The organism is Ectopseudomonas composti, from assembly GCF_900115475.1.
Taxonomy (GTDB): domain Bacteria; phylum Pseudomonadota; class Gammaproteobacteria; order Pseudomonadales; family Pseudomonadaceae; genus Aquipseudomonas; species Aquipseudomonas composti.
Genome location: NZ_FOWP01000015.1, coordinates 84120 through 97291, shown reverse-complemented (window position 1 = coordinate 97291; position 13172 = coordinate 84120). Strand labels below are relative to the sequence as shown.

Here is a 13172-nt window from a genome sequence, read left to right as displayed (position 1 = left end):
GAAAGCTCCTGGGCTGCAAGCAACAAGCCTCAAGCCACAAGACCGCTTTTCACTTGCAGCTTGTCACTTGAGGCTTGCCGTTCAATTGGCGCGATGGCGACGCGCTTCGATGATATTGGGCAACTGACCGATACGCGCCAGCAGGCGCCCCAGCGCATCGAGCCCCGGAATCTCCACGGTGATCGACATGGAGGCGGTGTTGTCCTCCTTGTCCGAACGCGTGTTGACCGCCAGTACGTTGAGCTTCTCGTTGAGCAGTACCTGGGTGACGTCACGCAGCAGACCGGAACGGTCGTAGGCCTTGATGACGATTTCCACCGGGTAGGTCTGCACCGGCACCGGCCCCCAGCTCACCTGGATCATTCGCTCCGGCTCGCGTGCGGTCTGCTGCAGCGCCGTAGGGCAATCCTGGCGATGGATGGTGACGCCACGACCGAGGGTGATGTAGCCGACGATGGGGTCGCCCGGCAGCGGCTGGCAGCAGCCGGCCATCTGCGTCAGCAGGTTGCCGACGCCCTGGATCTGGATATCGCCGCGCTTGCCCGGCTTGAAACCCTGCGCCTTGCGCGGGATCAGCTCCAGTTGCTCGTTACCGCGCTCCGGCTCGACCAGTTGCTGCGCCAGGTTGACCGCATGAGCCAGGCGCACGTCGCCGGCACCCAGGGCGGCGAACAGGTCCTCGGCGGTTTTCAGGTTGGCCTTCTCGGCCAGCTTGTCGAAATCTGCACCGACCAGGGCCATGCGCGCCAGCTCGCGCTCGAGCAACTGCTTGCCGGCGGCGACGTTCTGGTCGCGATCCTGCAACTTGAACCAGTGGACGATCTTCGCCCGCGCACGGCTGGTGGTGACGTAGCCCAGGTTGGGGTTGAGCCAGTCGCGGCTCGGCGAACCCTGCTTGCTGGTGATGATTTCCACCTGCTCGCCGGTCTGCAGGCTGTAGGTCAGCGGCACGATACGGCCGTTGATCTTGGCGCCACGGCAGTTGTGGCCGATCTCGGTGTGCACGCGGTAGGCGAAGTCCAGCGGCGTGGCGCCCTTGGGCAGGTCGATGGCATGGCCGTCGGGAGTGAAGACGTAGACCCGATCCGGCTCGATATCGACGCGTAGCTGCTCGGCCAGGCCGCCGATGTCGCCCAGTTCCTCGTGCCACTCGATGACCTGACGCAGCCAGGAAATCTTCTCTTCATAGTGGTTGGAGCCGGATTTGACGTCGGTACCCTTGTAGCGCCAGTGCGCGCAAACCCCCAATTCGGCCTCTTCGTGCATGGCATGGGTGCGAATCTGCACCTCCAGCACCTTGCCCTCCGGCCCGAGCACGGCGGTGTGCAGCGAGCGATAGCCGTTTTCCTTGGGGTTGGCGATGTAGTCGTCGAATTCCTTGGGAATGTGCCGCCACAGGGTGTGTACGATGCCCAGGGTGGTGTAGCAGTCGCGTACCTCCGGCACCAGCACGCGCACCGCGCGCACGTCATAGATCTGGCTGAACTGCAGGCCCTTGCGCTGCATCTTGCGCCAGATCGAATAGATGTGTTTCGCCCGGCCGCTGATGTCAGCCTTGATGCCGGTGGCCTCCAGCTCCTGGCGCAGATGGGCCATGGCATCGTTGATGTACTGCTCGCGATCCAGGCGACGCTCGTGCAGCAGCTTGGCGATCTGCTTGTACTGCTCCGGCTCCAGGTAACGGAAGGACAGGTCCTCCAGCTCCCACTTGATGTGGCCGATGCCCAGGCGATGGGCCAGTGGCGCGTAGATGTCGAACACCTCGCGCGCCACGCGCTGACGCTTCTCCTCGTCGGCTTCCTTGACCGCACGAATGGCGCAGGTGCGCTCGGCCAGCTTGATCAAGGCCACGCGCACGTCGTCAACCATGGCCACCAGCATCCTGCGCAGGTTCTCGACCTGCGTCTGCGAGCCGAGCACCACCGATTCACGCGGATTGATACTGGCGCTGATCGCGGCCATGCGCAGCACGCCCTCGATCAGCTTGGCCACCACTGGACCGAAGCGCTGATGCACGGCGGCCAGGGTGATCTTGCCCTCACGCACACCGCGATAGATGACCGCGGCGACCAGCGAGTCCTGGTCGAGCTTGAGATCGGCGAGAATTTCGGCGATGTCGAGACCGGCGCGGAAGGTCGAAGCACCCTCGCTCCAGTGATGCTGATTGGTGTTGGCCTGCTGCTCCAGATCACGGGCGAATTCGCAGGCCTCTTGCAGCGCCTGACGATCCAGCGCCGGATCGACGCGGGTAACGTGCTGCAACCAGGCCTCGAGGTTGATGCTGCCGTCATCGTTGACCGGCTGATGCGCTCTCACCTGAACCATCGTCTTACCTTCCCTACGGCGCGCTTAGGTCGCACCGAGCAGTCGCCGGCCTTCTCTGAGCCGGTCGGATTAACTGAAAGGATGCGCGTCCTGCACACCCCTGCGGTACCGAACGTACCGCTTTGGCCCGAGCCCTAGGGCTCGGGTTTCTCGAATAGAGCCATGGCCTCGACATGCGCGGTTTGCGCGAACATGTCGAGAATCCCGGCGCGGCGCAGGCGATAGCCCTGCTGCGCCAACTCGGCGGCATCACGCGCCAGCGTGGTCGGGTTACAGGAGACGTAAACCAGACGCCGTGCGCCCAACTCCGTCATCCCACGTACCGCCTGCAACGCCCCATCGCGCGGCGGGTCGAGCAGCACCGCGGTAAAACCGCCGCGCGCCCAGCCCTCATTGGCCAGCGGCTTGGACAGGTCGGCACGATAAAAGTGCGCATTGCCCAAGCCATTGTTTTGCGCGTTGTCAGCGGCGCGCTGCACCATCGCCTCGACGCCCTCCACAGCCACCACTTCAGCCGCCTGACGGGCCAGCGGCAGGGCGAAATTGCCCAAGCCGCAGAACAGATCCAGCACCCGTTCGCCAGGTTGCACTGCCAACCAGTCTAGCGCCTGAGCGACCATCGCCTCGTTGACCAGACCATTGACCTGCACGAAGTCACCCGGCCGGTAAGCCAACTGCAGTTGCCAGCGCTGCAACAGGAAACCCAGCTCGGCGGCCTGGTCGTCAGGCTGCGGTAGCCCCTCGCCCTGCAGCCACAACTGCGCGCGATGCTCGCTGCAAAACGTGCGCAAGCGACTCAGATCAGCCTCGGTCAAGGCGCTGGTATGGCGCAGCAGCAGCGCTTGAGCCGTGCCACTGAACAATTCCACGTGCCCAACTGCCTGCGGTTTCTCCAGGCTGCGCAAGAGCGCCGGCAACGCCTTGAAAATGGGCTGCAAGGGCTGTACCAGCACCAGGCAGGCGTCGATGGCGACGATGTCCTGGCTGGCTTCGGCGCGGAAACCGACATGCAGCTGACGCGCCTTGGCGTCCCAGCGCACGGCGATGCGCGCGCGGCGGCGGTAGCCGAACTCCGCGCCGACCAGCGGCGCAGCCCACTCATCCGGCTGCACGCCGCCCAGACGTGACAGTTGCTCGGTCAGCGTGCGCTGTTTCAGGGCGAGTTGATCGGCATGAGGCATGTGCTGCAGGTTGCAGCCACCGCAGCGCTCGGCGTGTACGCAGGGCGCCTCACGACGCTCGCTGCTGGCAACGACGATCTTTTCGGCGCGCGCCTCGATGGTCTGACTGCGCGCGCTGAGCACCCGCGCCTCGACCTGCTCGCCCGCCAGTGCACCACTGACGAACCAGGTACGCCCGCCTTCGAAGGCGATGCCACGACCGTCACCGGCCAGACGCTCGATGGCGAGCTTCTGCTTCTTGCCGACCGGAACCTGCACCGCGCGACTGCCGCCGCTGGGCTGAAAGCGCAGGTTGGAGCTGCGTCTGGCCATCAGTGCGCCGGTTCTTCGTAAACGCCGGTGGACAGATAGCGGTCGCCACGGTCGCAGATGATCGCCACCAGCACCGCGTTTTCCAGCTGCTGCGACAGGCGCAGCATGCCGGCCACCGAGCCGCCGGAAGAAACACCGCAGAAGATGCCCTCTTCCCGTGCCAGACGGCGCATGACGTGTTCGGCCTCTGCCTGGCCCATGTCCATGACCTGATCGACTCGTTCGGCCTGATAGATCTTCGGCAGGTATTCCTGTGGCCAGCGGCGGATACCGGGAATGGCCGAGCCTTCCTGCGGCTGCAGGCCGACGATCTGGATCGCCGGGTTCTGCTCCTTGAGGTAGCGCGAGGTACCCATGATGGTGCCGGTGGTGCCCATCGAGCTGATGAAATGGGTGATGGTGCCGCTGGTCTGGCGCCAGATCTCAGGGCCGGTACCGCTGTAGTGCGCCTCGGGGTTATCGCCGTTGGCGAACTGGTCGAGCACCTTGCCACGCCCCTCGGTCTGCAGCCGCTCGGCCAGGTCCCGTGCGCCTTCCATGCCCTCTTCCTTGCTGACCAGGATCAGCTCGGCGCCATAGGCGGTCATCGCCCACTTGCGCTCGGCGGTGGAGTTGTCGGGCATGATCAGGATCATCTTGTAACCCTTGATCGCGGCGGCCATGGCCAGGGCAATGCCGGTATTGCCGCTGGTGGCTTCGATCAGGGTATCGCCGGGCTGGATAGCACCACGCAACTCGGCGCGATTGATCATCGACAAGGCCGGACGATCCTTGACCGAACCGGCCGGGTTGTTGCCTTCCAGCTTGACCAGCAGCGTGTTGCTGGTTTCACCGCACAGGCGTTGCAGACGTACCAGAGGGGTATTACCGATGCAGTCGGCAATAGTGGGGAATTGCAGGGTCATGGGTCGCTCGAATCCAGACTGACGCGAAGGGGCGTCATGATACGCCGAACCTGCCGCCGCATCACCCAGCGAACGTAACAGGAGGCTGCTCGGCGCGATCAAGCAGCCGGCAAGTACATATATACGTGCAAACCATGACTGCCGTTCTCGGCCCAGACGCGCCCGCCTTGCGTCTCGACCATGCTGCGGGCGATGGCCAGGCCCAGACCGAAGCCGTCGCCGCCCGGCCTGGCGGCGCTGAGACGGGTGAAGGGACGGAAGATGGTCTCCAGCTCACTCTCTGCCACACCAGGGCCCTGGTCTTCGATCCACAACAACCAATGATCGCCTTCCTGCTGGCCAGCAAGGCGAACCACGCCGCCGTCCGGCGAATGCCGGATGGCATTACGCAAGATGTTTTCCAACGCCTGCGCCAGGCCGTTGAGGTTGCCGCGCACCAGACAACCAGAGGCTAGATCACAGGGCATGCGCGTGGGCGGCCAGCCGGTTTCGAAGCCTGCGTTCTCGCGCAGCACATCCCACAACCTGACGATATCCACCTCTTCGCTGGGCAGTTGCGGCCGCTCCGTATCCAACCAGACCAACTCCAGGGCATCGCCGACCAGCTTCTCCATCGCCTCGACTTCACGTACCAGGCGCTGGCGCAGAGCATCGCTATCGCGCTCGCTTTCCCCGGCCACACGCAAGCGGCTCAGTGGCGTACGCAGTTCATGGGACAAGTCGCGCAACAACTGGCGCTGAAAAGCGACCGTACCCTGCAGGCGCTCGGCCATGTGGTCGAAACTGCGCGCCAGCTCGCCCAGCTCATCCTTGCGCTGGGTGACCGGCGAGCCAAGTCTGGCGGACAGATCACCCGCACTCAGTGCGGCAGCCTGACGCCGCAGTAACGCCAGAGGGGCAATCAGCAGTCGGTAAATCAGCAGAGCCACCGCCACGGCCAGGACCGCCGGCAGCACCCGCTGCAACAGCAACTCCCATAGTTCGTTGTACTTGCGCGGGTTCAAGCGCTGCGGCAACTGCATGACCAGCCGCGCCCCTGTATCACCGAAGGGCACGTAGAAGGTCGGCGTACTACCAGGTCGGCCCACAGGGAAATCCAGCTTGCGCACAAAATCCAGGCGCTGCGCCTCTTCGTTGGTCAACTGCCGCGAGGCCAGCGAATGTTTGTGCTCATCGACCACCACGGCCCAGACCCGCTCACGCTCACGCAATCGCTGCAAAAAAGCATCGACACCAGGCGCACCCCGCTCTCGCCACGCTGCTTCAGCTTCCTGTGCATCGGCCCTGAGAATCTGCTTGGTCGACTCGGGCAGATAGGACGTCGCCTCGAGCAGCGTACGCCCCACATCCACGTGCAGGCTGACCAGCAGCAGACAGAACAGCGCCAGGGCGCCGGCCAGCCGCCAGAGCAGCGAATGGCGTCCCGGCAGGCTCATGCCCCGGCCTGCGTCAGGACATAGCCCTTGCCCCATACGGTATCGACACGTGCAGCCTCGTAGCCGACCGCCAGCAATTTGCGCCGGATGTGGCTGACGTGCATGTCCAGGCTGCGGTCATGCTGGGAATAGGCGCGGCGTAGCGCCTGCTGATAAAGGAAGGGCTTGCTCAACGCCTCGTCGCGGTGCCGCCAGAGCAACTCCAGCACGCGGTACTCGCTGGGGGTCAGGCCAACCCAGGTGCCAGAGAGGGCGACATCGCTGCGCCCTTCATCGAGCTGCAAACCATCCTCGGCGACACTAGGCTGCTGCTCGCGACGCTCGTAGGCGACCCGACGCAGAATCGCCTCGACCCGCACGCTCAGCTCGCCGAGGCTGAAAGGCTTAGGCAGGTAATCGTCGGCACCCTGGCTGAAACCGGCAATGCGATTCTGCTCATCCCCCAGAGCCGACATCAGCAGCACCGGCACACTGCGGCGCTGGCGCAGACGTTGCAGCGCCTCCAGGCCATTGGTACCGGGCAGGAGGATATCCATCAGCACCAGATCGAAGTCGTCTCTTTCCGCTAACTGCAAGCCTTCGCTGCCATCGTGACTCAGGGTCACATCGAACCCGCAACTGATCAGGTGCGATTGCACGTGGCTGGCGAGCAAAGGGTCATCCTCGACAGCAAGGATGCGGGCCGGGGTGGGCGTGCGGGTCATCATGGCGGTAAACCGAGAGATATTGAATGCGAACAATTCTATCTACTAAACAACAATCTCTCACCTACAGATTCTGTGGCGTCGAATCGCTACACTGCCCAGATGTTCCGAAGGAGGAAGGTCGTGTTCAAGGATCTCAGCATCAAAGGGCGCGTACTGCTGCTCACCCTGCTGCCCACCAGCCTGCTGGCCTTGGTACTGGGCGGTTATTTCACCTGGGTGCAGCTATCGGGCTTGCAGACTCAATTGCTGCAGCGCGGTGAAATGCTGGTCGAACATCTGGCGCCCCTGGCAGCTCCGGCGCTGGAACAGAAAGACGTGAAAAAACTCGAGCGCATCGCTCAACAGGCGCTGGAGCACCCTGACGTACGTGCGGTGGGTTTTCTTGCCCCGGAGCGCGCCTCCCTGGCGCATGCCGGACCCAGCATGCTTAACCCCTACCCCAGCGGCCAGCCGGGCGTCAGCCTGCTCAGTGGCCAGGATGCCACGCGCTTTCTCATGCCGGTCTACGACCAGCACCTGGTACTCAGCGACGCCCTCGGCGAGGATCGCCAACTGGAGCTGCTCGGCTGGGTCGAGCTGGAGCTCTCGCATCAAGGCACGCTGCTCAGCGGCTACCGCAGCCTGTTCGCCAGCCTGCTGCTGATCGCTGGCGGCCTTGCCGTCACCGCCCTGCTCGCCCTGCGCATGAGCCGCAGCATCAACGGTCCGCTGCGTGCGATCAAGGCCGGAGTCGCCCAGCTCAAGGATGGCCACCTGGAAACACGCCTACCACCGCTGGGCAGCTTTGAGCTGGACGAGCTGGCCTCCGGCATCAACCGCATGGCCGAGGCGCTGCAGAACGCCCAGGAAGAATTGCAGCACAGTATCGAGCAGGCTACCGAAGACGTGCGCCAGAACCTGGAGACCATCGAGATCCAGAACATCGAGCTGGACTTCGCGCGCAAGGAGGCGCTGGAGGCCAGCCGCATCAAGTCCGAGTTCCTGGCCAACATGAGCCACGAGATCCGCACCCCGCTCAACGGCATTCTCGGCTTCACCAACCTGCTGCAGAAGAGCGAGCTCAGCCCACGCCAGCAGGACTACCTGTCGACCATCGAGAAATCCGCCGATAGCCTGCTCGGCATCATCAACGAGGTGCTCGACTTCTCCAAGATCGAGGCCGGCAAGCTTGTGCTCGAGTCCATCCCGTTCAACCTGCGCGACCTGCTGCAGGACACCCTGACCATCCTCGCCCCCGCGGCCCACGAAAAAGAGCTGGAGCTGGTCAGCCTTATCTACCGCGACACGCCACTGGCCTTGCGTGGCGACCCGCTGCGTCTGAAACAGGTACTGACCAACCTGGTCAGCAATGCAATCAAGTTCACCCGCGAAGGCACCATCGTCATGCGTGCCATGGTCGAGGATGAGAGTGCCGACAGCGCGCAGTTGCGTATCAGCGTGATGGACACCGGCATCGGCCTGTCGGATGACGATCTGCGTGCGCTGTTCCAGGCCTTCAGCCAGGCCGACAACTCACTCAACCGCCAGGCCGGCGGCACTGGCCTCGGCCTGGTGATATCCAAGCGTCTGATCGAGCAGATGGGTGGCGAGATCGGCGTCGACAGTACACCGGGTGAAGGCTCGGAGTTCTGGGTGACCCTGACCCTGCCCAAGGCCCGCGACGACGCCGAGGACCTGCCGCGTACCGCCCTGCAGGGACGTCGCGTCGCGGTGCTGGAAAGTCACGAGCTGGCCCGTCAGGCACTGGCCCACCAGCTCGAGGACTGCGGCCTGGAAGTAGAGAGTTTCTCCGATCCCGGACAACTCTTCGACGCAGTGAGCAACCAGTACACTCGCGAACAACCGCTGAGCCTGGCAGTGCTCGGCATCACCGCCAGCCAGCTACCACCTGACGCGCTCGGCCAACGCATCCGGGATCTCGACCGGCTCGGCTGCAAAGCGCTGGTGCTTTGCCCGACCACCGAACTGGGCCTGTTTCATGAATCGCTGCCCGACGCCTACACCCAGTTGCAGGCCAAACCCCCGTGCACGCGCAAGCTGCACAAGGCGCTGGTAGAGCTGGTCAGCCCGCAACGCGCGGTCAGCGAGCCACTGGTGATCAGTGAGACCCGCCGACCGCAGATCCTCTGCGTCGATGACAACCCGGCCAACCTGCTACTGGTTCAGACCCTGCTCGACGACCTGGGCGCTCAGGTCACGGCCGTCGACAGCGGCTATGCGGCGATAAAAGCGGTTCAGCAAGGCAGCTTCGACCTGGTGTTCATGGACGTGCAGATGCCCGGCATGGATGGCCGTGAAGCTACCGAAGCGATCCGTCAGTGGGAGAGCGAACAGGGCCGCAGTGCCACGCCAATCATCGCCCTCACTGCCCATGCCCTGGCCAACGAGAAGCGCGCCCTGCTGCAGAGCGGCATGGATGACTACCTGACCAAACCGATCAACGAACGTCAACTGGCCCAGGTCGTACTCAAGTGGACTGGCCTGAACCTGCGCAACCAGCCGACTCACAAGGTCGCCCCGCCTGCACCACCACAATCGCAACCCAAGGTGCTCGACGCCGAGGAAGGGCTACGCCTGGCGGCGGGCAAGGCCGATCTGGCCGCCGACATGCTGAGCATGCTGCTGGTCGGTCTGCCCGGCGACCGTCAGGCCATCCGCCAGGCGCGCGATGCCGGCGAACGCACCACACTGATCGAGCGGGTTCATCGCCTGCACGGCGCCACTCGCTACTGCGGCGTGCCGCAACTGCGCATTGCCTGTCAACGCAGCGAAACGCTGCTCAAACAGGACGATCCCGAAGCGCAGCGCGCCCTGGACGAGCTGGATGACGCAATCGCGCGCTTGACCGAAGCTGCGGCACAACATGCCTGAGGAACCGTCATGCGTATCTGCCTGTTCAGCAGCAAAGTCTACGACCGCGAGTCATTCCTCGCGGCCAACTGTCCGTCAGACTGGTATCTGCAGTTCCACGAAACACGCCTGACCACCGACAGCGTGGCGTTGGCCATGGGCAGCGACGTGGTCTGCGCCTTCATCAATGACGACCTGTCGGCCCCGGTGCTGGAGCAACTGGTTGCCGGCGGCACACGCCTGATCGCCTTGCGCTCGGCCGGCTACAACCATGTCGACCTGGCAGCAGCGCAGCGCCTGGACCTGCCGGTGGTGCGAGTGCCGGCTTATTCACCGCACGCGGTAGCTGAACACGCGGTGGCCCTGGTCATGGCACTCAACCGCCGCACCCACCGCGCATTCAATCGCACCCGCGAGGGTGATTTTTCCCTGCACGGCCTGACCGGCTTCGATCTGCATGGCAAGACCGTCGGCGTGGTCGGCGGTGGCAAGATCGGCCAGGTCTTCGCTCGCATCATGTATGGTTTCGGCTGCCAGGTGCTGATCCACGACCCGTTCCCGCTGGTTGGGCTCGAGCCCCTGGACGCACGCCAGGCAGCACTCGAAGAAGTGATCGCCAGCAGCGACATCCTCAGCCTGCACTGCCCGCTGACCGACGATAGCTATCACCTCATAGATGCCGCACGCCTGGCCCAGATGAAACGCGGCGCCATGTTGATCAACACCGGGCGCGGCGCGCTGGTCGACGCGCCGGCGCTGATCAAGGCACTGAAAAGCGGCCAGCTCGGCTACCTGGGCCTGGACGTCTACGAGGAGGAGTCGGAACTGTTCTTCGAGGATCACTCCGACCTGCCGCTGCAGGACGATACCTTGGCCCGTCTACTGAGCTTCCCCAACGTCATCATTACTGCGCATCAAGCCTTTCTCACCCACGAAGCGCTCGATGCCATCGCCCGCACCACCCTGGACAACATCTCGGCCTGGCTCACCGGCCGGCCCAGCAATGAGGTCAAAGCCGGCGCGTGATAGCATGCCGGCTGATCTGGAGGACCCATGGCCGAACACGATTTCCGTTATTCCCTGCTCAACCCGCAACACACCCTTACCGAATGCCGCGCCCTGGCGCCGGGCCGTTACCAGGTCACCGGCAACGGTGGCTCGATCCAGGCCAATGACACGCTGCTGGTCACCCTCAAGGGCAGTCGTGACCTGCACATGCGCCTCGACGTGGAGAAGGTTCGTCATCTGATCAACCCGCCCGGCCAATGGCTGGCCGTGTGCAAGGGCCCGCAGTTCAAGGAACTGGCCATTCACAACTGGCAGGTGAACTGCGACGGTTGCGGCAAGCAACTGGACTTCGAATTCGCCGTCGATGCCGCCCTCGGCAAGGCCGCGCATGCGCCAGCTGCCGAAGCCCGTATCGCCGAGCTTGGCTGGCGCAACGATGCCGGTCGCCACCTTTGCCGCACCTGCCAGGAGGCCTGACACCATGTACCGCTCCCTGCCCCTCGCCCTGCTCGCCGCAACGCTGGCGGGGTGCGCCAGCGATGCCCCGCAGCTGGAAACCGAACGCAGCTACCGTGTGGAATGGATCGGCGAACGCCCGCTGATCGACCGCAGCCACCTGACCGTCACCTTTGCCGCCGATGGCCGCGCTCACGGGCACGCTGGCTGCAACCACTGGTTCGCCGGCTACAGGCTTAAAGGTGACGCGGTTGGCTTCGAAGCCCCAGGCAGCACCCGCAAGATGTGCGCGCCAGCGCTGATGGAGCAGGAGCAGCGCTTTCTCGCAGCCTTGAGCGAAGTGAAACGCTGGGACTTCAACGACATCGGCCAGCTACAACTGTGGCCGGCCAGCGGCAAGCCGATTCGCCTCTGGGCGGAGTGATCGAGCCCCGCGGGTACTCTGCGGGAGGCGCTTCAGCGGCGACATTTGGACCGATAATCGCGGCTAAAAACCCTCCCACAACGGCAACTACGCGAACAGCTCCAGTTGCGTCTGCCGCCCGCGCAGATCATGCAACCTGACACCCACCCCAAGCAGCCGTACCGGCTTGCCGCCGCGAGCAAAGGCGTTGCTCAGCAACAGTCGATAGCTTTCCAGGTCAAGACTGGCGCCGGCCTGCTCCAACGTGGTCTGGGTAAAGTCATGGAACTTGACCTTGACAAAGGGTTTGTCCGGTCGATAGCTCGAATCCAGACGCAGCAGGCGGACATTCATCTCCTCAAGCAGCGCTGGCAATTTCTCCAGGCAGCTGTCCAGGTCAGGCAGATCCTGATCGTAGGTATTCTCGACACTCAACGACTGCCGCCGGCTGTCCACCTGCACGGCGCGCTCGTCGATGCCATGCGCCAAACGCCACAGGCGCTCGCCAAAACTGCCGAACTCACGCACCAGCGTCAGCTTGTTCCATTCACGCAGATCCAGACAGGTGCGAATGCCCAGGCGCGTCAGCTTGTCGGCCGTGACCTTGCCGACGCCATGCAACTTGTTCACTGGCAACTCTGCGACGAAATCGTCGACCTGATCCGGGGTGATGACGAACAGCCCGTTGGGCTTGCGCCAGTCGCTGGCGATCTTGGCCAAGAACTTGTTCGGCGCCACCCCGGCCGACACGGTGATGTGCAGTTCCTGCGCCACACGGCGGCGAATTTCCTGAGCAATGCGCGTGGCGCTGCCGGAGAAATGCGCCGATTCGCTGACATCGAGATACGCTTCGTCCAGCGACAGCGGCTCGATCAGGTCGGTGAACTGGCGAAAGATGCCGTGAATCTCACGGGAGACCGAGCGGTACACCTCAAAGCGCGGCTTGACGATCAACAGGTCCGGGCACAATTTCAGCGCATGCCGCGACGACATCGCCGAGCGCACGCCATAGGCACGTGCCTCGTAGTTGCAGGTGGCGATCACCCCACGCCGCTCGGCCGAACCACCCACTGCCAACGGACGATTGGCCAGGCTCGGGTCGTCACGCATCTCGATGGCGGCGTAAAAGCAGTCGCAGTCGACGTGAATTATCTTGCGCACAACACCCTCGAAAGCCTTGCCAGGTCAGGTCGAACCCGCTGAAGTCTAACAGCTGTTTGAGGCTAACCATCTGAGTTGAAAACAGTTTTTTGAAGATAGTAGTTGACGTAAGGCTCTCTGCCGGTAGAATGACTGCCGCGGGATGGAGCAGTCTGGTAGCTCGTCGGGCTCATAACCCGAAGGTCGTAGGTTCAAATCCTGCTCCCGCAACCACCTTCCGAAAAGGCCACTCAAATGAGTGGCCTTTTTGTTTGCCCGGTCGATTAGTATTTTCGATTAAAAGCAATAAACCGATTGACAACACTCTCTCCCTGAGTAGAATGGCCGCCGCGGGATGGAGCAGTCTGGTAGCTCGTCGGGCTCATAACCCGAAGGTCGTAGGTTCAAATCCTGCTCCCGCAACCACCTTCAGATAAAGGCCACTCAAA

The 13172-nt window shown here is 63.5% G+C and carries 10 protein-coding genes and 2 tRNA genes; 6 read left to right on the top strand and 6 right to left on the bottom strand.

Translation table 11 applies throughout. From position 1 onward, the window contains the following. Positions 1 to 81: 81 nt before the first annotated feature. The 5 genes from relA to BM059_RS21845 all read right to left on the bottom strand — a co-directional run bounded on the left by relA (position 82) and on the right by BM059_RS21845 (position 6866). Positions 82 to 2325, bottom strand: a complete 2244-nt coding sequence (gene relA / locus BM059_RS21865) for a GTP diphosphokinase (protein WP_074941333.1) — start codon at positions 2323 to 2325, stop codon at positions 82 to 84. Between the two features lie 134 nt (positions 2326 to 2459). Further along, positions 2460 to 3818 (bottom strand): 23S rRNA (uracil(1939)-C(5))-methyltransferase RlmD, encoded by a 1359-nt coding sequence (rlmD, locus tag BM059_RS21860; protein WP_074941332.1) that lies wholly within the window; start codon positions 3816 to 3818, stop codon positions 2460 to 2462. After that, positions 3818 to 4723 carry a cysteine synthase CysM gene (cysM, locus tag BM059_RS21855; RefSeq protein ID WP_074941331.1) on the bottom strand — a complete coding sequence of 302 codons (906 nt, stop codon included), beginning with the start codon at positions 4721 to 4723 and terminating at the stop codon, positions 3818 to 3820. Before cysM ends, rlmD begins: the two co-directional genes overlap by 1 nt. Positions 4724 to 4821: 98 nt before the next feature. Then, entirely contained in the window at positions 4822 to 6159 is a 1338-nt protein-coding gene (locus BM059_RS21850; RefSeq protein ID WP_074941330.1) for a HAMP domain-containing sensor histidine kinase, read from the bottom strand. Further along, positions 6156 to 6866, bottom strand: a complete 711-nt coding sequence (locus BM059_RS21845) for a response regulator transcription factor (RefSeq protein WP_074941329.1) — start codon at positions 6864 to 6866, stop codon at positions 6156 to 6158. Before BM059_RS21845 ends, BM059_RS21850 begins: the two co-directional genes overlap by 4 nt. A 120-nt stretch (positions 6867 to 6986) precedes the next feature. On the opposite strand from BM059_RS21845, the gene BM059_RS21840 reads away from it, so the two are divergent. The 4 genes from BM059_RS21840 to BM059_RS21825 are packed head-to-tail and all read left to right on the top strand — an operon-like array spanning position 6987 to position 11604. Continuing rightward, the gene (locus BM059_RS21840; protein ID WP_074941328.1) at positions 6987 to 9737 is read left to right on the top strand and encodes a response regulator; all 2751 of its coding nucleotides are present in this window, start codon (positions 6987 to 6989) and stop codon (positions 9735 to 9737) included. A gap of 9 nt (positions 9738 to 9746) precedes the next feature. After that, complete coding sequence (locus tag BM059_RS21835) at positions 9747 to 10742, top strand: 2-hydroxyacid dehydrogenase (RefSeq protein WP_074941327.1); 996 nt, start codon at positions 9747 to 9749, stop codon at positions 10740 to 10742. Between the two features lie 27 nt (positions 10743 to 10769). Then, a complete protein-coding gene (locus BM059_RS21830) occupies positions 10770 to 11201 on the top strand; it encodes a hypothetical protein (protein WP_074941326.1) in 432 nt (143 codons plus the stop codon). Between the two features lie 4 nt (positions 11202 to 11205). Next, the gene (locus BM059_RS21825; protein WP_074941325.1) at positions 11206 to 11604 is read left to right on the top strand and encodes an META domain-containing protein; all 399 of its coding nucleotides are present in this window, start codon (positions 11206 to 11208) and stop codon (positions 11602 to 11604) included. 87 nt (positions 11605 to 11691) lie between these two features. Here BM059_RS21825 and dinB read toward each other — a convergent pair whose 3' ends face one another. Next, positions 11692 to 12744, bottom strand: a complete 1053-nt coding sequence (dinB, locus tag BM059_RS21820; protein WP_074941324.1) for a DNA polymerase IV — start codon at positions 12742 to 12744, stop codon at positions 11692 to 11694. A 136-nt stretch (positions 12745 to 12880) separates the two neighbouring features. On the opposite strand from dinB, the gene BM059_RS21815 reads away from it, so the two are divergent. Next, positions 12881 to 12957 (top strand) — tRNA-Met (locus BM059_RS21815). A gap of 115 nt (positions 12958 to 13072) precedes the next feature. After that, positions 13073 to 13149, top strand: a tRNA-Met gene (locus BM059_RS21810). Positions 13150 to 13172: the final 23 nt, after the last annotated feature.